19 protein-coding genes are annotated in these 19,814 nt (G+C 65.1%); 11 read left to right on the plus strand and 8 right to left on the minus strand.

Annotated elements, in window-relative coordinates; all coding sequences use genetic code 11:
• Window positions 1–88 precede the first annotated feature (88 nt).
• On the minus strand, window positions 89–481 hold the full coding sequence (locus tag A37U_RS0129125) for a hypothetical protein (protein ID WP_020500205.1): 393 nt from the start codon (window positions 479–481) through the stop codon (window positions 89–91).
• Between the two features lie 485 nt (window positions 482–966).
• Here A37U_RS0129125 and A37U_RS0129130 point away from each other — a divergent pair, with 485 nt between their 5' ends.
• The 5 genes from A37U_RS0129130 (at window position 967) to A37U_RS45910 (ending at window position 5,318) form a co-directional block, all read left to right on the plus strand.
• The gene (locus A37U_RS0129130) at window positions 967–1,698 is read left to right on the plus strand and encodes a GAF and ANTAR domain-containing protein (protein WP_020500206.1); all 732 of its coding nucleotides are present in this window, start codon (window positions 967–969) and stop codon (window positions 1,696–1,698) included.
• Window positions 1,699–1,735: 37 nt separating this feature from the next.
• Window positions 1,736–2,455, plus strand: coding sequence for a GAF and ANTAR domain-containing protein (locus A37U_RS0129135; RefSeq protein WP_020500207.1), 720 nt, complete (start codon window positions 1,736–1,738; stop codon window positions 2,453–2,455).
• A gap of 80 nt (window positions 2,456–2,535) precedes the next feature.
• Window positions 2,536–3,294, plus strand: a complete 759-nt coding sequence (locus tag A37U_RS45905) for a GAF and ANTAR domain-containing protein (protein WP_020500208.1) — start codon at window positions 2,536–2,538, stop codon at window positions 3,292–3,294.
• Between the two features lie 347 nt (window positions 3,295–3,641).
• On the plus strand, window positions 3,642–4,610 hold the full coding sequence (locus tag A37U_RS0129150) for a TIGR03557 family F420-dependent LLM class oxidoreductase (protein WP_020500210.1): 969 nt from the start codon (window positions 3,642–3,644) through the stop codon (window positions 4,608–4,610).
• 309 nt (window positions 4,611–4,919) lie between these two features.
• A complete protein-coding gene (locus A37U_RS45910) occupies window positions 4,920–5,318 on the plus strand; it encodes a hypothetical protein (RefSeq protein ID WP_020500211.1) in 399 nt (132 codons plus the stop codon).
• A 269-nt stretch (window positions 5,319–5,587) separates the two neighbouring features.
• Here the strand turns inward: A37U_RS45910 and A37U_RS0129160 are convergent, their stop codons facing one another.
• Complete coding sequence (locus A37U_RS0129160; RefSeq protein ID WP_020500212.1) at window positions 5,588–6,034, minus strand: VOC family protein; 447 nt, start codon at window positions 6,032–6,034, stop codon at window positions 5,588–5,590.
• A 184-nt stretch (window positions 6,035–6,218) separates the two neighbouring features.
• Here A37U_RS0129160 and A37U_RS0129165 point away from each other — a divergent pair, with 184 nt between their 5' ends.
• The 3 genes from A37U_RS0129165 (at window position 6,219) to A37U_RS0129175 (ending at window position 10,737) form a co-directional block, all read left to right on the plus strand.
• Complete coding sequence (locus tag A37U_RS0129165; RefSeq protein WP_020500213.1) at window positions 6,219–6,788, plus strand: hypothetical protein; 570 nt, start codon at window positions 6,219–6,221, stop codon at window positions 6,786–6,788.
• Window positions 6,776–8,800, plus strand: coding sequence for a CocE/NonD family hydrolase (locus tag A37U_RS0129170; protein WP_020500214.1), 2,025 nt, complete (start codon window positions 6,776–6,778; stop codon window positions 8,798–8,800). The genes A37U_RS0129165 and A37U_RS0129170 overlap by 13 nt, the downstream gene beginning before the upstream one ends.
• A gap of 722 nt (window positions 8,801–9,522) precedes the next feature.
• Window positions 9,523–10,737 carry a DUF2254 family protein gene (locus A37U_RS0129175; RefSeq protein ID WP_020500215.1) on the plus strand — a complete coding sequence of 405 codons (1,215 nt, stop codon included), beginning with the start codon at window positions 9,523–9,525 and terminating at the stop codon, window positions 10,735–10,737.
• Between the two features lie 130 nt (window positions 10,738–10,867).
• Here the strand turns inward: A37U_RS0129175 and A37U_RS0129180 are convergent, their stop codons facing one another.
• The 4 genes from A37U_RS0129180 to A37U_RS50315 all read right to left on the minus strand — a co-directional run bounded on the left by A37U_RS0129180 (window position 10,868) and on the right by A37U_RS50315 (window position 13,446).
• A complete protein-coding gene (locus A37U_RS0129180; protein WP_020500216.1) occupies window positions 10,868–11,689 on the minus strand; it encodes a DUF2382 domain-containing protein in 822 nt (273 codons plus the stop codon).
• Between the two features lie 415 nt (window positions 11,690–12,104).
• Complete coding sequence (locus tag A37U_RS0129185; protein ID WP_020500217.1) at window positions 12,105–12,410, minus strand: DUF4235 domain-containing protein; 306 nt, start codon at window positions 12,408–12,410, stop codon at window positions 12,105–12,107.
• Complete coding sequence (locus A37U_RS0129190) at window positions 12,407–12,778, minus strand: DUF3618 domain-containing protein (RefSeq protein WP_020500218.1); 372 nt, start codon at window positions 12,776–12,778, stop codon at window positions 12,407–12,409. The genes A37U_RS0129185 and A37U_RS0129190 overlap by 4 nt, the downstream gene beginning before the upstream one ends.
• Window positions 12,775–13,446, minus strand: a complete 672-nt coding sequence (locus tag A37U_RS50315) for a phage holin family protein (RefSeq protein WP_240437703.1) — start codon at window positions 13,444–13,446, stop codon at window positions 12,775–12,777. Before A37U_RS50315 ends, A37U_RS0129190 begins: the two co-directional genes overlap by 4 nt.
• 572 nt (window positions 13,447–14,018) lie before the next feature.
• Between A37U_RS50315 and A37U_RS45915 the strand changes: the two genes are divergently transcribed.
• The 3 genes from A37U_RS45915 (at window position 14,019) to A37U_RS0129230 (ending at window position 17,307) form a co-directional block, all read left to right on the plus strand.
• Complete coding sequence (locus A37U_RS45915; RefSeq protein ID WP_020500220.1) at window positions 14,019–15,032, plus strand: alpha/beta hydrolase; 1,014 nt, start codon at window positions 14,019–14,021, stop codon at window positions 15,030–15,032.
• 540 nt (window positions 15,033–15,572) lie between these two features.
• Window positions 15,573–15,872, plus strand: a complete 300-nt coding sequence (locus A37U_RS0129225) for an iron-sulfur cluster biosynthesis family protein (RefSeq protein WP_020500222.1) — start codon at window positions 15,573–15,575, stop codon at window positions 15,870–15,872.
• Between the two features lie 160 nt (window positions 15,873–16,032).
• The gene (locus tag A37U_RS0129230) at window positions 16,033–17,307 is read left to right on the plus strand and encodes an ATP-grasp domain-containing protein (protein WP_020500223.1); all 1,275 of its coding nucleotides are present in this window, start codon (window positions 16,033–16,035) and stop codon (window positions 17,305–17,307) included.
• 341 nt (window positions 17,308–17,648) lie between these two features.
• On the opposite strand, the gene A37U_RS0129240 is transcribed toward A37U_RS0129230, so the two are convergent.
• Window positions 17,649–18,545, minus strand: coding sequence for a sucrase ferredoxin (locus A37U_RS0129240; protein WP_026197725.1), 897 nt, complete (start codon window positions 18,543–18,545; stop codon window positions 17,649–17,651).
• The gene (locus tag A37U_RS0129245; protein ID WP_020500226.1) at window positions 18,542–19,759 is read right to left on the minus strand and encodes a cupin domain-containing protein; all 1,218 of its coding nucleotides are present in this window, start codon (window positions 19,757–19,759) and stop codon (window positions 18,542–18,544) included. The genes A37U_RS0129240 and A37U_RS0129245 overlap by 4 nt, the downstream gene beginning before the upstream one ends.
• Window positions 19,760–19,814 lie beyond the last annotated feature (55 nt).

The following is a 19,814-nucleotide window of genomic DNA, read 5'->3' on the forward strand; positions in this document are numbered from 1 at the left end:
CTACGCCGCACACGGCTTCGTCCTGTTCGGCCATGTCGCCTGCGAGCATGCCGAAGTAATCGTTTGCAGGTCGACCCGGCCGAGCCCGTTACAGCAGGCTGCTCAGCAGACCGCCGCCCTCATGTGTTCCGCCGTTGCCACCCGCGGAAGCGTGGGTGGCGGAGCTGGATGCCCCGTCAGGGCCCGCGTGCTGCCAGCTCTGGTCGTACGAGGCGCCGCCATTGCCGCCGCTGCCGATGCTGGAGTGCACTGAGTTGGAGTCCGCGCCGTTCGGGCCGGCTTGCTGCCAGCTCTGGTCGTACGAGACGCCACCGCCGTGGCCACCCGTGCTGGCCTGCTGGGAGCTGGACATCGCTGCCTTGGAACCGGCGTGCTGGTTCGTCTGCCCGTAGGTGTCGGCTGAGGCCAACCCGGACAGTGCCAGGGTCAACGGAGCGGCAACAGCCGCGACGGCAACCGTACGCTTGAGTATCTTCTGCATCAGAATGTGTCCTTTCACTATTTCTCACTCTTGCATCCGTAATACGGATCCGATCCGGAAGGCGGATTGCCGTTCTGGCCCGGGATTTCGAGGTGTTCGCTCGATCGAAGGAAATGCTACGAACAAGCGAAGAATTTTTCGCTAACCATGTTTCGTCCTCGGCGGAATGGGGTGGCAGCCGCTGTTCTTCGCGCACCGTGTTTCGACATGGTCGAGCGTTGACGGATATGTCGGAGCGGGTAGGGTGCTGCTCTGCGCTGGGGAAAGGCACCGTGTCGAGATGTCGGATAGACACTCGTTCCGACCGGGGGCATGCACCGGGAAACTCGAGCCCCCTCGGCGCGGTGGCCCGCGGGTACCGTGGACGTGTAGGTTGCACCGCCCTGCGCTTCGGCAGTTGAAAATTCCGCTGAAGTTCGATCGCGGTGGGGTTGCCGCGTAGTCTCGGCGTAGTAAGGACCTCACAGTGTGAAGTAGGGAGAGGGATGGGAACGCAGTCCGCGGAGGAGCCGGTGCCCGCCGAAGTCGGCGATCAACTGGTGACCGCGCTCGCGGCCGCGGCTCGTGAGCTCGGTGAGCGACCTGGTTCTGAGGACGACATGTTGCGGTCGATCGTGTCCGCGGCGGTGGCCACGGTGCCCGGCGCGGAGCATGCGGGGGTGTCGTTGCTGCACAGTGACGGCGCGATCATCTCGTACACCCCGTCCAGCAGCACGGTGGCCGAGGTGGATCAGTTGCAGTCCACCTACCGGGAGGGACCGTGCGTGACCGCGTTGTGGGATGAGCACACCGTGTTGGTCGACGACCTGGTTGCCGAGGCCGATCGGTGGCCACGGTTCGCCCCGGAGGCAGCCGCATGCGGGGTGGCGAGCATGTTGTCGTTTCAGTTGTTCACCAGGGAGGACACACTCGGCGCGTTGAACCTGTACTCCAGCGTCCGGGAGGGGTTCGATGCCGAGTCGCAGACGCTTGGTGGACTGTTCGCCTCGCACGCCGCGTTGGTGTTGGCCGGAGCGCAGGAATCCGCGAGCCTGCACCGGGCGTTAGCTACCCGGGACGTGATCGGGCAGGCCAAGGGAATTCTGATCGAGCGGTTCGATGTGGATGCCGAGACCGCGTTCAGCATGCTGGTACACAGCTCGCAGACCACGAATCTGAAACTGGTCGACGTGGCAAGCTGGCTGGCCCAGGGCCGCGACCGTCGCCGGTCGAGCTAGCGCCGACGGCATCGAGCCCGGAACAGGAGGACCGGTCATGGACGAGCACCGGCGCCAGCAACTCGAACAGCTGCTGAACGCCGATGGTGATGGCGAGCACGGTTCGCAGATGAGCCTGATCTGTACCCGCCTGGTGACCGAGCTGGCCGTGACCGGTGCCGGGGCGACCGTTTTGACCCAGCTCGGCGACAGCGACGGGCACGGGCCGAGCCGCGGGCTGGTCCACGCCTCCAACGAAGTCAGCGCTGGGCTCGAAGACCTGCAGCTCACGGTCGGCGAGGGCCCGTGCCTGGACACCTTCGGCACCGGCGGCCCGGTCCTGGTCGCCCACCTGGCGAACGAGACCGCCCGCTGGCCGGCCTTCACCCGCGACGCCCTCGAACTCGGTGCGGCAGCGGTATTCTCCTTCCCCCTCCAAATCGGAGTGGTGCGGCTCGGGTCGCTGGACTGCTACCGGGACACCCCCGGCCCACTGACCCAGGCGCAGGTGGCCGACGCGCTGATCCTGGCAGAGCTGGCCACCCACGCGGTGATCACCGAGCTGGACGGACACCGTACCGACGACATGAGCTGGCTGGCCGACTCGCACGCCGAGGTGCATCAGGCCACCGGCATGGTCGCTGTGCAGCTCGCCGCCACCACCGACGCCGCACTGCTGCGACTGCGCGGCTACGCCTACACCAACCAGCTCCCACTCGCCGAGGTCGCCTCCCAGGTGGTGGGCCGCACACTGCGGTTTAGCCCCGATGACCCCTGAACCAACACGTGCCGGGAACACCATGAGACGACCCGGCCATGAGACGACACCGTGCCGAAGCAGCACCAGGAAGGACCGTGATGAGTAGCGCCCGGGAACAACGACTGGCCGCCACCTTCGTGACGTTGGCCGACACGCTCGTCACCGAGTTCGACGTCCTCGATTTCCTGACCCTGCTCACCGAACGCGCCGTCGAACTTCTCTCCGTCTCCGCCGCCGGGGTCATGCTCTCCGACCAGCGCGGCGGATGGCGCCCGACCGCCACCTCGACCGAACACGCCGAACTGGTCAACCTGTTCGCCACCCAAACCCGGGGCGGGCCCTGCCAAGACGCGGCCCGCACCGGCACCCCGATAGCCAGCGGCGACCTCAACCAGGAAAACACCCGGTGGCCCCAGTTCGCCCAGGCCGCGACCCACGCCGGCTACCGCGCCGCATACGCGATCCCGATGCGCTCGCGCGAGCAAACCATCGGCGCGCTGACCCTGCTCAACCGCGAGGCCATCCCGGTCGACGAGAACAGCGCCGCACTCGGGCAAGCCCTCGCCGACGTCGCCACCATCGGACTGCTCCAGCACCGCGCCGTGCACCGCGACGAGATACTCTCCGAACAGCTACAAGCCACCCTGCACTGGCGCACCGTCGTCGAACAAGCCAAAGGCATCCTCGCCGAAGCAGGCAACCTCCAAATGCACCAGGCCTACACTCTGCTGCGCCACTACGCCCACCGAAACCACCGGCGTCTTTCCGAAGTCGCCCACGAACTGGCCACCGGCCAACAACCACCGACCGAACTCCTCACCCGGCACAGCCAGGAACTCGAAACCGGCCAGACCTGACCCTCCTCGACATGATGGACCTGGCGGCTGTCATCCGAGAGGGCTGTCGGTACGGTGACTCAGGACCGATCCGAGCCGTGTCACGACCGGTTCGCAGTGCCTGGTCGGGGTTCTCATCGTTGTTGTTGAGCAGTTGTTCTTGAGCAGCGGCCAGAGCGCCGACCGATGACCGAGAAGCACCCGGACGATCTCTTCCTTGCAGCACACGGTGCGACGACCGAAATCCGCGTAGTCCGGCGGGCGATCCTCGGTGCGGAGGAAATAGGCGCGGAGGAAATACCCGGCGGTGTGAGCCTCGCCGTAGCGCAAACCGTTTTGTCGAGCCACAGCGTGGGTACGACGAGGCTATGCGGTACGGGTACACCTTGATGACCGAGCAGACGGGCCCGAAACAACTCGTGGGAGACGCCGCGGCCGCGGAAGCGGCGGGGTTCGACTTCGAGGTCGCTAGCGACCACTTCTCGCCATGGCTGCGCGAACAAGGGCACGCACCGTATGTGTGGAGCGTGCTCGGCGCGGTGACCGAGTCGACCGACCGCGTCGAACTGATGACCTACGTGACCTGTCCGCTATTGCGCTACCACCCCGCGGTCGTCGCACAGAAAGCCACGACGGTGCAGCTGTTATCGGGTAACCGGTTCACGCTCGGGCTCGGCGCCGGGGAGAACCTCAACGAGCACATCCTCGGCGGTGGCTGGCCGGCGGTGAATGTCCGGCACGAGATGCTCGACGAGGCGATCACGATCATCGGTGCCCTATTCGATGGCGGGCACGTGAACTATCGCGGCACGCATTACCGCGTGGATTCGGCAAAGCTGTGGGACCTACCGGATGTGCGGGTGCCGATCGGGGTCGCGGTTTCCGGTGCGCAGTCGGTGGCCAGGTACGCGCCGGTCGCCGACGCGATGATCTCGGTGGATCCCAGCAGCGAACTCTGCTCGGCATGGGATGCGGGGGCACCGGATCCGCCGGCACGGAAGGTCGGGCAGCTGCCCATCGCCTGGGGTGCGGACGAGCGAGAGACCATCCGCAGGGCGCGCGAACAGTTCCGCTGGTTCGCGGGCGGCTGGAAGGTGAATGCCGAGCTGCCGGGGACGGATGCGTTCGCGGCGGCCACTCAGTACGTGACGGAGGAGGATGTGGCCGCGGCCATCCCGTGCGGACCCGACCCCGAACCGATCGTCGAGAGCGCACAGGCGTTTCGCGATGCCGGGTTCACCGATCTCGCGCTGGTGCAGATCGGCGGCGAGCACCAAGAGGGATTTTTCGAGTTCGCCCGCGACGAGCTGTTGCCGGCCTTACGCGACATGCGTTGAGCCGGGTCCGCAGCGGAGGATCGAGAGCACCCAGACCGATGTTTGAACACCGAACACGTGGGTACGGCTCCCTATCTCGTATCGTAGCCAGTACGGCAGGAGTCGGACATGAACGTATGGCGACATACACGGCGAGTCACGGAAGCGACCCGGGCGGCCGCTGACCGAGTGCAGGGAGAAGTCACGCAAGCGTGGCAGGATCGTCACCAGTGGACCGGACGGGCCAATGAGGCGTACTCCGAGCTGGCGCGGCGCGGAGAAGAGCTACTGGCACGTACCGACCGCGAAGGACGTCGGTGGGCCCGAAAAGTGCGTGAAAACGCCCGCCGGATCCCCGGCGTCGCCGCGGCGGAGGGTGAGCTCAGCGGCTTGGCCAGTACTCCCGAGGAATTACCGATCGCCGATTACGCGCACCTGACGGTCGAGCAACTGCTCCCGCGGTTACCCGCGCTGTCGCAACGGGAGCTGCACCAGGTCGAAGGCTACGAGGCGAACAATCACGCTCGTGTCACCGTATTGCGGCGCATCGACGAACTCCGCGGCACGGAACCGTGGGCGGCTTACGACGAAATGACCGTCGACGAGATCATGCCGCGCCTACGCGCACTGTCCCCGGAGCAACGAGCCACCGTCGCCACCTACGAAGAACGACACAAACAGCGCCGTACCGTCCTGCACGCCGCCAAGCGCGACGAGCCGACCCGATGACGCGAGGCAGGCTGGCCACGGCTGGTCTCCGGAGCCGGTCCCCTTTCTGCTCTCCAGAAATCGATCAGTGGGCCTTGATCAACCGTCTACCGGCTGGCTCACCGGAGGAAGGCAAAGTCGTCACGCGACGGCGATAAACGGGTATGGCGGGAATCGGGGTCGAGCACTCCGGTCGACATCGACCGACTTCAGCACCGCGTCACCGAACGCGACCAGAATTTGTCAGCCCGCGCGGTCAGTTGGAGAAACGCGACCGTTGACGGTCGGCATTAGTTCCCTTGTCCGTCCGGCGGGCCGCCTACCGGTGTGGTGCGCTCTGCCTGAATTTGACCGGGGGCCTGAGAGGGTGCCTGGCTCAAGTCGACGACGCAGAAAGCGTTGTCGTCGGGGTCGGATAGGACGACGAAATCGGGGGTGGCTGGATACAGGTCCCAGTCGAGCTTGGTGGCGCCGAGTCCGATGAGCCGCTCGACCTCGGTTTTTTGTTCGGCAGGGCTGTCCACGAAGAGGTCGAGGTGCACGCGTGGGTGTTTCTCGACCGGTGACCGGCTGCGCTGCAGTCCGAGCGCCCGCCCGGAGCCGTCCGCGTGATGCAGGGTCGCCCAATCGTCGTTACCCCATTCGTCGGCTGCTACGAGATCGAGGGCCGCCGTCCAGAAGGCGATCGCACGGTGCAGGTCGACCACGCCGATCACGGCGAATCCCAGCCTCAGCATGATGTCGAGTCTAAGGTTCGCCGCGGTCGAATGCCAGCCAGCGCGCCCTGTGCTCATCGGGGCGTGGCGTCCGGCGGCGGAATGTCGATGACCTTGCGGGCCAGCCGGTCGGCCGGCGATCGTGTGCCGGGCAAAGAGCCGCGATCGGTGCATATCGAACAGACATTGTGGGTACCACCTGGTCATGGGTGACCACGAGGGCCGCAACGTGTTCGTGTCGGGTTTGGCCCCTCCCCGATTCGAGCTGGTCAGGCTGGCCGGCGGACAGCCGCCGGATGGGGTGCGTCGCCTGTCAAGGCTCGAGCTGGCGAAGGGGCTCTCCCCGGAGCCGACGCCTCGGGCTTATGACGAGGCCGCCAGTTTCGAACGCTTCCGTTGCCCATCGATGCCGCCCGGCACGGTACAGACGACGTTGATCGCCATTCCGCGCACCGGCATCGATCAGATCGGATCGGAATCGGTGACGTTCGACATCGAGTATTTGTGGGGCCGAAATGACAATGCGATCAGCCTGGTGGAGATCACCCCTCGACACTCCCAGACCCGCACGAAAGTATACCGCCAAGGCCGCTTCTCGGTAGCCGTGAAGTGGTTCGTGCGCCGCCTTGCCGATAGTGCGGTGAGCCCGGCGCATACCGATCGGGAAAAGGAATCAGTGGAGCAGGAAAACGAACTGCACGCCGAATACCGGCAATGCCTGGACCAATCACCGTTCGAAATCGACGAACAGGAGGCGGCGATTTGCGCGAGGTGACCTCGCTTCCGCACGACGTGACCGAGGACGAGCCCGTGTGGATCCCCCTTGCCGACGGAACCAGACTGGCCGCACGCATCTGGCGCCCGGCTTCCTCCGACGACGAGCCGGTGCCTGCCATTCTGGAGTTCATCCCGTATCGGCAGCGGGATCTGACCGCGCATCGGGACTCGATGCATCATCCGTACCTGGCCGGGCACGGGTACGCCGGTGTTCGGGTCGATCTGCGCGGTAGCGGTGAGTCGGACGGGGTGCTGACCGACGAATACCTCGAACAGGAACTCTTGGACGCGGAAGAGATACTCGCCTGGCTTGCCCGGCAACCATGGTGCAGCGGACGAACAGGAATGATGGGGATTTCCTGGGGCGGATTCAATGCGCTGCAGGTCGCGGCTCGTCGGCCGGCCAGCCTGGGCGCGATCGTCACGGTGTGTTCGACTGACGACCGATACGCTGACGACGTCCACTACATGGGTGGCTGCCTCCTTGGAGACAACTTGTCCTGGGCGTCGGCGATGTTCGCCAACAACGCGTGTCCTCCTGATCCGGCGGTGGTGGGACAACGCTGGCGGGAGATGTGGATAGAACGGCTCACCGGCAGCGGGCTGTGGCTGGACGAATGGTTGCGTCACCAGCGTCGCGACGAATACTGGCGACACGGTTCTGTCTGCGAGGACTACGGTGCCGTGCGTTGTCCGGTGCTGGCCGTGAGTGGCTGGGCCGACGGCTACTCGAACTCGGTGTTTCGGCTGATGACCGAGCTCGAGGTCCCCCGCAAGGGTCTGATCGGACCGTGGTCGCACAAATATCCACACCTGGGCGAGCCAGGACCCGCGATCGGGTTCTTACAGGAACTCGTGCGGTGGTGGGACCATTGGCTCAAGGACAAGGACACCGGGGTGCTGGATGAGCCTATGTTGCGCACCTGGATGCAGGACAGCGTGCCACCGTCCACCACCTACGAGGTCCGACCTGGCCGCTGGGTAGGGGAACCCAGCTGGCCGTCTCCGCATGTGGGGCCGGTGTGCTACCCGCTGCTGCCGCACCGGATCGGTGGCCAGGACGAGAAGACGGACCCGAGTGAGCTCACCGTGGAATCGCCCCTGTCAGTGGGTCAATTCGCCGGGAAATGGTGTTCCTACAACGCGCCTCCCGACCTGCCCTATGACCAGCGGGAGGAGGACGGCGGTTCGCTGGTGTTCGACAGCCCGGTGCTCGAGGAAGCCAAGGAAATCCTCGGCGCCCCGATACTCGATCTCGAATGCTCGGTGAACCGGCCGGTCGCGATGATCGCCGCACGGCTGTCCGATATCGCGCCGGACGGAAGTGCCACGAGAGTCACCTATGGACTGCTCAACCTCACCCACCGGGACAGTCACGAACACCCCCGCCCGCTGCAGCCCGGCAGACGATACCGGGTGCGGGTTCCACTCAACGGTGTGGCGCAAGCGTTTCCGCCCGGCCACCGGATACGGGTGTCACTGTCCACTTCCTACTGGCCGCTAGCGTGGCCATCGCCGGAGCCTGTTCGGCTCATCATCGTGGCCGGGTCGAGCACTGTAACCCTGCCCTGGCGCGAGCCAGCCGATTCGGATCGGAGCGCGGTCGTACCTTTCGACGAATCCGAGCGGACACCACCGATAGCGACCACCGCGACGAGGCCGGGCGAGCAGCGTTGGCAAGTGTCTCGGGATCTCATCGACTACGTGTCCGAGCTGCACGTCGTCAAGGATTCCGGCGGCACCAGATTCGACGACATCGATCTGGAGGTGGACCAACGGGTCGAGGAACGTTACGGGTGGAAGGGCGACCAATACGACTCGGTACGCGGCGAGGTCGTCTCGACGTTTTCGTTCTGCCGGAGCGACTGGAAAGCCAGCGCGGTGACCAGAACGGTGCTGACCTCCGACCGGGAGCACTTCCATGTGCATGCGCAGCTTGACGCCTACGAGGGCGAACAACGCCTGCGATCACTGAACTGGCACCGCAGCATCCCGCGTGACCGGGTATAGCTGCCCCACCAGGGGGGTCGCACGCCCGAACGGCGTAGCGGTGCCGCAGCAGGGAGCGGTGCCGGTGGGACAGCCGCACTCGTCGTGCTCGTAACAACACCGAGGCCAAGCTGAACCGACGACGGATCGGCCGGAGTCAACCCGCCGCGGCCCGCACGGTCGACTCCTCGGAGGACGGGCTGATGCATCGGCGACCAGGCGCCAGGCAGGAAGTACCGGTCACTTCGGCCCCGCCGGGACGCCGCGTCGCGTCCCGGCCCCACGCGGCACCCGGGCAGCCGTGACACGACCTCGTGTCCGTGCTCGACCCGGACGAACAACGCGCTCGGGCAAGGCGCCGCGCCAAGCCGCTGGCTCACTTTTGCGCCGAGTCCGGTAGCCCGAGGACGCTGCAGCGGTTCTGCGACCGGGACAGCTGAGCCACGAACGCGACGTGCCCGCGACCGAGCCGGAACGCAGCGAAGGCGTATCGGCCAAGGCGGTTGAGGTGTTCGGCCCCGATCGTGCTGCCGACAGGCGATTACCGGCGGTGAAACCGACCAGTAGATGTATCGTCAGATGTGTGGTGTCGTACGGCAGGTATGCGAGTACGCACCCGACGACGAGCTCCGGACGCATCCTGTGAACCGCGGTAGGTTGGAAATTGTGGGCGAGGATGGGAGGGATCTGACGTGGTTGTCCGGGGCAGAAACCCGTCGGCGCGTCCACGCCATCGCAACCGGGTGACCTACTCACTGCGTGAGTTTTTGCTGGTGCCCTTGATGGTGACCGGTCTCTTGATCGTCATAGCGGTGATCGTCACCGTGCTCGATCGTCATGCACGGAATTCGGCGTGGTCGGCGTATCAGGCAGTGGCGGCGGTGGTGCCCGCGGAGGCGACGACCACGTTGCTGTCCACCGTGACGCCGGGCCTGCTCACGGTCATCTCGATCATTTTCTTCGTGCTGCTGATGGCGGTACAGCATCAGTCGGCGACCTACAGTCCGGTGGTGCTCGACCAGTTCCTGCGGCGCAAGCTCAACCAGGTCTTTTTCGGTCTGTTTGTTGGCCTGACCGTGTATTGCCTGCTGGTTCTTGCCCTGGTCCCATCCGGAGCGGTCATGGCCGGGACCCTGGCCCTGCTGCTGACTGCGGCCACGCTCGTGTCCCTGCTGGTGTTCGTCTACAGCACGGTCGACCAGATCCGTCCGAGTGCGACAGTACGGATCTTGCAGCAGCTGACGGTACAAGCCCGGGCAAGTCAGCAACCATTGCTGGCTCGCTGCCGGACGCAACCGCAACTCACCGATCTGCCCACCACTCAAGTCACCTCGGACCAGGCCGGTTACACCGTGCACATCAACGGCGGCTTACTGGCTAAGGCTCTGCATCCGGTCAGCGACACGGCCGAAATCGAACTACTCGTGTCCATGGGCGATCACATGGCGCCCAGCGCGGTACTCGCCGAGGTACGCGCTGATGACGAGACCGAACGCGACCGCCTTGCCGCAGCCGTCCTGGATGCACTGTGGCTTGGCCGAATGCGCGATCTTGTCCGCGATGCGGCCCACAGTGTGGATCATCTTTCCAACATGGTCTGGTCGGCCACGGCCACATCCGCGGACCCGCAAGGCGCACGAATTATGATCGATACGCTGCACAGTCTGCTGATCACATCGACGCCAGCAACGCATCGCTCATGCGCTGGAGTCTTGCCGGAGAACAAGTGCGGGCTCCAGAGATACCCACCGTCGTACTCGACGCCCGCAACGCAGGTGAACCCAGACTCCGCGGGTCAGCGTCGGAGGGTCTTACGCCGGATGAATCCGATCGCCGCGGTGCCCACGAACAAGACGATGCCGACGATGGCAAGCCATACGAGCCCTTTGATGGCGAACCCGATGACCGCGATGATGAGCCACAAAACAAGCAAGATGATGATCAGGACCAACATGTAAGCCTCCGCTTCCAGAAACTTCCTCATATCGCCAGCTGGACTGCTCACGCATGGGTTATGCCGAGCCAGAGCTGGTCATACGCGCACAACGGCCAGGTGGTTGTCTCGCCTGGCCGTCGTACGTGGCGCGGTTACTTCCGGGTGTCCCCGTCGCCGCGCCCATGCCCGGAGGAATCCACCGCGACGCCGTCGGTACTGTCGATGTCGATCTCCTCCCTGCGGAGGTTCTCGCTGACAGTCTGCTCCTCGGTACTGGTCTCCGTACCGAGCCGGACCCGTTCGACGGGTACGGTCTCCTTGGCGGTCACCAAGCGTTCCTCGTGCAGCGTGACTTCGTGCTCTCCCTCGCTGAGGTCGGCACCCGAGGTTGCCTGGCCGCGATTGGCTTCGGTGATGGGCTCACGCTCGACCACGACCTCTTCGTGGCTCACCGGCACTGTCTTGGTGACATTTTCCGTGACAATGTGCTTGCGCAGCCGAGCGCGGCCCGTTTCCTGTTGCTCGGTACCGACATAGAGTCGTTCCTCGGAACGGGTCATCGCGTCATCGGTACCAGAGCCGTGCGTACTATCGCCCTGTACCTTGGCGGCACCTGCCTCGTGTTGGCGCCGGTCCGGGGGTGGCGTGAGTCCGTAGTACTGGTACAGCTCCTGTTCGTCCCCGGCGCTGAGTTCGCTGCCCGGGTCGTGGTGTGGCGCGTTCTTCAACGCAGCCTTGTCGAACAGCATGGTCAGCGCCACACCGTCCCAGCGCCCCTTGTCCAAGGGTACCAACGATATGTGCGAGCCGAACAACCCGCTTTTGACCGCGGCCCACTCGGGCCGGCGGGTGTCGTTGTCCAGGTAGATGTCGGTGATCTCGCCGACCTTGTTGTCATCGCTGTCGTGCACCTCGGCGCCGATCATGGCGGCCGGGTCGTTCCTGTCGGCGTTCGGCCTGTTCGTGGTGGTCATGATTATCCTTTCGTGTGGCCATCCGGAAGCTCCCGTCCCGCCGAGCGACAGCCGAGAAAGCGTCGCCGACGCAGCACACAAGCCTCGCGCATGGATTCTGAAATCGGTATTGGCGGGAAGCCCACGAAGAGGATCCAGACTTCGCAAGTCCTCGGCCGACTAGGAATACCCCCAACGCACGGCGTCCAAACCGCGAAGCGCGCGCAGGCTTGGGTGGATGCCCTGAGTTTGCCTGCGAGGCGTTCCGGCTTCGACCCGCGCACGTTTGCCCGGCCCAGCTTCCCGAAGAGCCGCATGACGCGAGCGGACATGTCGAGTCGGTCTCCGCGGCCACCGTGGCGTGCACCGGTCGGGGCGGCGTGGTGGAAGTTGCGCCAGGACTCGCCCATGAGCACGATGGCTAATGGCCCGAAGCTCAGTCGCCGGGCCATTCGCCGCTCCACCGTGTGAACACGCGGGCACCACCCCGGTCGATGAGTGTTTTGACGACGGAGAAGATGGTTCCTTGTAGGGCGGCTGCGAGAAGGATTGTCGTGAACGAGGGTCCGGTCGCGAGCGCGCCGGGTGGGTCCGGGCGCTGTCCGGGCGCGGCCTGCTGCCATATTTTCTTGAAGATCACGTTCGCGAGTAGCCCGCCGAGGATCGATCCCGCCATGCCCACGGGGCGATAGAGGATCTTCGCCGACGTGCTGGTCGGGTGCCGTGCTGCGGAGTGGTTCATCGCCGCCTCCTGGCGCGTATCCATAGGGCGGTGAGCAGCACGGCAAACAGCACGGCGCTGATCGGTACCGCTGGTTTGGGGCTGCCGTCGTCGGTGACGGTGTCTTTCACGCGGGTAAGCAGCCGGTCACCGCGTATTCGGGCGGCCTGGGCCTGCTCGGTGGCGCGGCCTGCGACATCGTGCAGCGCGTGCTGTGCCTGCGCCTTGACGTCGAACTTTTCCGACAGTGCGTCAACGGTGTTCCCGAGCTCTTCGCGGGTGCGTTCAATATCTGACACCAGCTCGTCAGCACTGGCATCCTTGCCTGGTTGCGCGCTTTTCTCGGTGTCGGATTCCGGCACCATGGCCGCGCCGCTCTGCGGGTTCATCTGCTTCGGTTTCGTCGAGGTGTCTGGTGGTTGCGCGGTGCCGGATGTGTCAGCCTGCGCGGACGCGGGCTGCTGCGGACTGGTGGAGGTGCCCGGCTTCGAGATCGTGGGTTTACCGGGGTCCGGGGGGGGCAGGATTGGTGGGTGTGGTCATGGTGACCGGCCTCCTGTACGTGGTGGACATCGTGTTGAACGTTCTCGAGGGTGCGTTGCGGTGTCGGGGAAGACTGCTGTACTTGCTGCTTACCGACTAATCCTGCGATACCGGCGATGGCCAGCAGCGCGCCCGCGACTATCAATGCCGATGCCCACAGCGGTAACACCAACGCGAGCACGATGATCACTGTCGCGATCAGGGTCCCCACCCCGAAGAGCGCGAACATGCCCGCGGCACCGAACAGACCCGCGCCGAGCCCGGCATGCTTCGCAGTGTCCTTCAGCTCGGTCTTGGCGAGTTGGAGCTCGTCGCGGACCAGCCGGGAGGTCTGTTCGGACAGCTGGGTCATCAACTGGCCCACGGACGGATCCGGCGTGGTCTCGATACCTGAATCGTGGCTCATCAGTAATTCACCTCTGAGGACGCTGCCACTGGCATTGGCGTGTAGCTGATTTCGGTTTGTTTCGGTCAGGCCCGGTATTACCGGGTCAGGCCCCTTGGAAGAAGTCACGTGCGCGAGTCCCACCGAGATAGCGCACCATGATTTGGTGAGAGCCAGAGGCTGCTCTGGCTGTAAGGCACATTGCATTGGGCGCGGCAGACCCTACGATCGGGCGCGTTTCAGGTTCGGTCCGCCTATCATGAAATCGGTCAACGTACAGTCGTGGACGCTGCGCGAGGTCACGGGGCTGTTCGCTATGTCTGCCAGGGTCTAGGGCAGGGCCCTCTCCGGTGGCCCGATTGAGGGGTGCCCGAAACGCCGCGGGCCTAAACACCGGATGGGGAGCAACGACGCTTCCAGCGGCGCCACCGGTGCGCTATACCGATAGTCGCGGCGGACCAGGCAAATACCGTCGTCATCCGTTCACCCATGCTTGTCGCCATGACGCGTCGCCGACAACCACAGGACGTTTGTGTTCAAGCCCAGCGGGGTAGCCACAACGTAAGCCGTCCGGTGCCCGGGAAACCGGCCTGTGATCCCAGTTTGCTCGATGGCGCTTGACGGGATCGCAGGGTGGCATGCAGCGAACCAGGAAGTATCGGGATAAGCGGCGACTGCAAGCGGTCTCGGGGAGACAGAACATGCAGGTTGGACTGAATCGACTGATCGACGAAGAGCTGACCGCTTTCGTCGAGGAGAGCAAGCAGTTCAACGCCGCGGCGAAGCCTGCCGGTGACGAGCAGCCACAACCCGATCCCGCCACCACCCATGGGCTGTGGCGGGCCCGCGGCAAACCCTCAGTCTCTGCCGCCGAGTCCGGCAGCACCGCGCTCGAGCGCCTCGTGCAGGCCGGTGGGCGCCAGACTCCGGTGAGGATCACTCTCCCCGAGACAAATGAGATCAGCGGTGCCTACCTCGATCTCCACGGTGGCGGCTTCTACCTCGGCTCAGCAATCGGGGGTGACACCCGCAATGCCCATGACGCTCGCCATGCACGCAATGCCCGCAATGCCCGCCTCGCCGAGGCGACCGGGGCGGTCGTCGTGAGCGTCGATTACCGGCTGGCGCCCGAGGACCCGTGGCCTGCGGCTCCCGACGACTGCGAAACCGCCGCCCGCTGGCTCATAGAACAAGCCGAGTCACTGTTCGGAACCGACAAGCTGGCGATCGGCGGAGCGTCGGCGGGAGCCAACCTGGCCATGTCCACCCTGCTGCGCCTGCGAGATCGGGATCTGGCCGAGTCATTTGCCGGTGCCGCCCTCCAGTTCGGTGCCTACGACCTCAGCGGCCAATCCCCCAGCGGCCGGCTGTTCGCCGATGAGTTCTTCATCCAGGCGTATGCCGGCCACGTCGCCGATCGAACCGACCCTGACATCTCCCCTCTCTACGGTGACCTCAATGCTCTGCCGCCGACCCTGCTGGTCGTCGGCAGCTCGGATTTCCTCCTCGAGGACAACCTGGCGATGACGGCTCGGCTCTGCGCCGCAGGCAATGATGTGGACCTGCGAGTGTATCCCGAGTCGGTGCACGGTTTCACCTCTTTCCCGACTGCGATGGCCGCTACCGCGATGCGGGGAATCGAACATTGGCTCGCCGACCGACTGGTCGACAAAGAGCTCGCGCCCCCGGCAGTCGGTCTATCGCCTGGCGACTGACACAGCGACTGTGTGACGAGAAACCGTCGCTTGTCCAGCAGCAGAGCCGAACTTTCCGGTGCTGACGACATGAGCGCACCTGCGCGGAACGACCTTGCCGGTGGAACCTGAGCCGGACGGGGAACCCCGATCCCTCTCGTCACCGAATGGCAGCTTCCCGGCACACCCGCGGCAGGCAAGAACGAGGTTCCAGTGGTGACGAAGGGACGCGAGGCCCGACTCGCCGCCTTTCCCTGACCGCCGCACGTTTACGAACAAGACAGGCTGGGCATAAAAGAGATAAGGGAAATGGTCCCTTCGTGTGGGAGCTGGTGTCGTGACACGTCGGAGCAAACCCGGTCTGGTCACCGACCTGATGCACCGCGAATAGTGGCCGAGCCGTCACTGAACGACCGCGGGGCGTGCTGGGTGACGGACGGGGAATATGGCGCCGAGGACGATCCGGTGGCGGCCAGCCGACCGGACAACCGCGGCAACGAGACCGATGATGACTGACCCAAGCAGACAGCACGATCACAACCGAAAGGAAGGGCCGAACACATGCTCGCCATGACAGAAGCCGCCGTGAAGGCCATCGGTGCCTTGACCACCCAAGAAGGTCAACAGCAGGGAAACGGGCTGCGGTTGGCGATGCAGAACGAGCCGGAGGCGGAATCGCAACTCGTGTTATCCGTTGCGGCCACACCGGAAAAGGACGATCAAGTGCTCGGCTCCAACGAAGGAGCCAAGGTTTTTCTTGAACCGCAGGCAGCACGGTTCCTTGACGATAAGGTGCTCGATGTCCAGCAAGACGATCAAGGTGAGCTCAATTTCGCGGTGATGCAGCAATCGGAAAACTGATGCAAGGGACGAACTCTCCATGCCGTTGACGGTGCTCCCGTCGCGGCCGCCGAGTGAGTACGAAATCATGTTCACCGCGGAGCCCCGACCGTAGTTGCCTGTCGAGGACCTGCGGTCGGGGACGGTTCCGTGTTGACTGTTGGAGTTTGAGATACGATCCATGTCCGAGAATGTGTTCGTGTTGGGTCTTGATGACCACAACCATCAGGTGCTGCAGCGTCTGCCAGATGCCGAAAGGTACCGTTTTCACTCGCTGTTGACCATCCCGGAATTGCAGTATGGCAAGACCATCCCGCTGCGCGAGCTGTTAGAGAAAGCGCAGACCCAGTTGGAGCGAATCAATGTTGCGGTGGACTCGATCATCGGTTTCTGGGATTTCCCGGTCACTACTATGGTGCCGATCCTGTGCCGCCGGGTCGGCGGCCTGCCAAGCGCGAGCCTCAATGCGATCGTCAAGTGTGAGCACAAGTACTGGAGCCGCCTCGAGCAGCAAAAGGTGATCGACGAGTATCCGCGCTTCGGTCTGGTCGACCTCGAACGCGATACCGAGCCGCCCGAAGGTGTCAACTACCCGATGTGGGTCAAGCCGGTGAAGTCCTTTTCCTCCGACCTTGCCTACAGCGTGTCCGACATCGAGGAATTCCGCGATGCGCTGGACCAGATTCGCCAAGGAATCGGCCGGATCGGAGAGCCCTTCGATATCTTGCTCGAGCATCTCGACCTACCCCCCGAGATCGCCGCCGCCGGCGGCATGGCCTGCCTGGCCGAAGAGGCCATCAGCGGGCGGCAGCTGACCGTAGAGGGATACCGCTATCGTGGCCGGGCCCACATCCTGGGTGTGGTCGATTCGATCACTCACGACCAGAGCTCGAGCTTCGTCCGCTTCCAGTATCCCGCAGCGGTCCCCGACCGGGTCAACGACCGGATGGCCGATATCACCACGCGCATCCTCGATCAGATCGAGCTGGACGACACGACCTTCAATATCGAGTTCTTCTGGGACGAAGAAACCGACGATCTCAACGTGTTGGAGGTCAATCCCCGGCACTCGCAAAGTCACGCCGAGCTTTTCGAGCAGGTCGACGGGGTGTCCAATCACCAGGCCATGGTGCGAATGGCGCTCGGCAGCGACCCGGGAATGTCCCATCGGGACGGCCCCTACCCGATAGCGGCCAAGTGGTTCCTGCGGCACTGGCATGACGGTGTATCGCGCCGTCACCCTAGCGACGAGGAGATCACCGCACTCGAGCACGAGCTCCCCGGTGTCACCGTCGATGTCATCGCCCACCAGGGCGACCGCCTTTCCGAACTCTTCGACCAGGACAGCTACAGCTACAAGATCGCCAACATCTACATCGGCGCCAACGATGAGGATGAGCTACGGGCCAAGTTCGAGCGCTGCGCCGACGTACTGCCGTTCGAATTCGACGAGTAGCGAGCACGACCCGCCACAAGGCCGTGGCCTTCGCATACCGAGTAGGGAGATCCACCGACCGACGGTGCCACGCCCGTGGATCAGCTGATCGAGCTCAAGAGGTCTTCGAGGGAACTTCGCGGGCGCACCAGCGAGCTCCTTGTATTACTGGGCGTTGATCAGGTCACCCAGTGAAACGCTTGCCCCCATCCTGGTGTTTGACCGGAGAGCTTCCGGAGTGGCTTTTTCCGTGGGAAATGTCCTCGCCTACGGGTGGCATTCGGCAGGTGCTTCGCCGTCAACCGGCCCGGCACAGTCGGGCACAAGCCTGGGTAGCGAGCCACTCCGGCGGCATGCGGCAGTCATCGGTTCAGGTCGAGCAGGTCGAGCAGGTCGAACACGCGCATGCGTCCGGTTGGTTTCGCCGCGCAGGTCAGCGGCCGGTCGACGGGGACTGTGCGCTCACGCAACAGGACCGTGCAGTTCGGTCGAGTCAGCTCCACACGCCATGTCGATGCGTCGATCATGGTGGCGGCGATGACCTGTAAATCATCGGTGCCGGTGGCGCCGATAGCGGCGCGTGCGTGCAGCTGCGCGGTTTGGGCAGCGGGCGTGAGCGAGGACCTGCCACGAAGGAAACGAGAGTCGACGATGCCAGTAGTGTAGGCGCGCACAACGCCAGGGGCTTCGTGCGGCGAGACACCACCATAAATCAACCCGTGGGGGAGCAAGACCATGGCGGGGGCGAACCGACAACCGCCGATGTGGCTGCATTCCCAGGTGCCGTCCGGGTCGCCGGCGGCGAGCACCGCAGCCAGCCGGCGTCCGCGGATGGCGCAGCAGGGATCGTGTCGACCGTGGGTGCAGACCAGTGTCAAGTGACGCTCGTATGGTTGGCCGGAGACCTCCATCGCGTCGGTGATACCGACCGATCCGTCGTGGAAGCCGGTGCGAACCGACTCGTGGCCGGGCCGGGCATCGATCCGGAACCAGCGGCGCGGCCGGGTGGGGTTGCCGGGCCGCCCGTGCCGGCGCACCAGGGCGATCCGTGCGTTGGCCGAGTCCGCCCAGCCGGCAAGTGCGGCCATCGCCTCCGGAACCAGTCCAGGGGAAGAGAGCGCGAGCCGGTCCCAGGGGCCGGGGTGCTCGATGAGCAACCAGCGGTCCGCAGGCGAGGCGGTGCCCGCGAGAGGATCACCGGCCGCCTCGGCGAGGATGGCACAGCCGGGCAAAGCCGGCCGCCCGGAAGCGTCAGTCACGTTGTCGCCGCCCCGGGCACGAGCACGCCTTCGCGCAGCAGACGACGCACCAACACCAGCTGATCATCCTCGTCGAGACCAGGCAGATTCCCGAGACGGTGTGTCGTTCCATCGAGCACGGCACGCAGTGCGCGACCGGTGATCCGCGGCAGCGTGATGTGCCGGTCGGGCAATTCGAGCACGAGATGCTCATCGTGCTCGATCAACCGGTGCCCCAAGCCAATCCGCCTGCGGACCACGGCACCGACGGCCAGATCGCGTGCAAACGCCGTCGCGGCGATCGGCCGGATGGGCTCGGGACGGTTGCCCGACCACACCCCACGGCGCGTGTGCCCCGCGACGTCCTCGACCGGAACGCCGGGAAGGGCTTCGGCGAGGACAGCGCGCACTACCTCGAGATGGGGAGCGAGTTGCTCGGGATCGGAGACGTCGACCCCCAATGGCAGCGACGCCCGCAATCGCTCGTCCCGTGCAACGAGGTCGGCCAGTGCCTGGACCAGTGCGAACCGGGTCACGACGTGGACGCCGACGGTCAGATGTGCCGACACTTCCCCGAGGGCCACCGCGGAGTGCAGCCAGCCCCGGGGAAGATACAGCGCGTCGCCCGGTTCGAGCACGGCGTCGATCGTCGGCGCCTCGTCGCGCGCCCGAGCCGTGACCGCGTCGGCATACTCGTTCCACGGCTGGTCACGCAGTGGGTCGTCATGCACGGGCGGGTGCACGGTCCACCGTTTTCGCCCAGCGAGCTGGAGCACGAATACGTCATGCACGTCGTAGTGCGCCGCGAAACCCTGCGATTGCGGCGGGGTGACATAGGCGTTGGCCTGGGCTGGGTGGCCCAGCTCCGCAGCCAGCTCGGTGACGAAATCCATGACACCGGGCCAGTTGCGGTGCAGCGCCTGCAAGACGATCGTGTTGCCCTCGCTGAACAGGGAGGCGACCTGGTCGGCACACACCTGGTCGCCGATCTCCGCTCCGACACCACCCGGCCCGGTGAACACGGTCGAGTCGACGACAGCGCCGTCGCGAGCCAGGCGCAGAAACGGGCTGCGAAGCCCGCGGCAGGTCAGCAGCTCGTCGATCCCGTCGAGGTCGAGCACGTCCCGGAACGCAGCAGGGTCGGCCGCCCGGCACAGTAGCGGCGCCCGACCCCAATACCACTGCGCGAACCCGGTGGTATCCACGCCGACCACACGCGCCAGCGCTCGCGGCATCCCTGAGCCGGAGCCGCCCCCTGCTGGAGCATCCGCTCCGTGCGGTCCGGTACCG

It is taken from the genome of Sciscionella marina DSM 45152 (genome assembly GCF_000379465.1).
In the GTDB taxonomy this organism is placed as follows: Bacteria; Actinomycetota; Actinomycetes; order Mycobacteriales; family Pseudonocardiaceae; genus Sciscionella; species Sciscionella marina.

Coding starts and splice junctions, on each gene's coding strand:
- A37U_RS0129185 (WP_020500217.1), bottom strand. CDS start 12,410: ATGAACCACTCCGCAGCACGGCACCCGACCAGCACGTCGGCGAAGATC.
- A37U_RS0129165 (WP_020500213.1), top strand. CDS start 6,219: ATGGGTGACCACGAGGGCCGCAACGTGTTCGTGTCGGGTTTGGCCCCT.
- A37U_RS0129190 (WP_020500218.1), bottom strand. CDS start 12,778: ATGAACCCGCAGAGCGGCGCGGCCATGGTGCCGGAATCCGACACCGAG.
- A37U_RS0129230 (WP_020500223.1), top strand. CDS start 16,033: ATGTCCGAGAATGTGTTCGTGTTGGGTCTTGATGACCACAACCATCAG.
- A37U_RS0129150 (WP_020500210.1), top strand. CDS start 3,642: ATGCGGTACGGGTACACCTTGATGACCGAGCAGACGGGCCCGAAACAA.
- A37U_RS45915 (WP_020500220.1), top strand. CDS start 14,019: ATGCAGGTTGGACTGAATCGACTGATCGACGAAGAGCTGACCGCTTTC.
- A37U_RS0129225 (WP_020500222.1), top strand. CDS start 15,573: ATGCTCGCCATGACAGAAGCCGCCGTGAAGGCCATCGGTGCCTTGACC.
- A37U_RS0129135 (WP_020500207.1), top strand. CDS start 1,736: ATGGACGAGCACCGGCGCCAGCAACTCGAACAGCTGCTGAACGCCGAT.
- A37U_RS45905 (WP_020500208.1), top strand. CDS start 2,536: ATGAGTAGCGCCCGGGAACAACGACTGGCCGCCACCTTCGTGACGTTG.
- A37U_RS0129180 (WP_020500216.1), bottom strand. CDS start 11,689: ATGACCACCACGAACAGGCCGAACGCCGACAGGAACGACCCGGCCGCC.
- A37U_RS0129125 (WP_020500205.1), bottom strand. CDS start 481: ATGCAGAAGATACTCAAGCGTACGGTTGCCGTCGCGGCTGTTGCCGCT.
- A37U_RS0129160 (WP_020500212.1), bottom strand. CDS start 6,034: ATGCTGAGGCTGGGATTCGCCGTGATCGGCGTGGTCGACCTGCACCGT.
- A37U_RS0129130 (WP_020500206.1), top strand. CDS start 967: ATGGGAACGCAGTCCGCGGAGGAGCCGGTGCCCGCCGAAGTCGGCGAT.
- A37U_RS0129245 (WP_020500226.1), bottom strand. CDS start 19,759: ATGCCGCGAGCGCTGGCGCGTGTGGTCGGCGTGGATACCACCGGGTTC.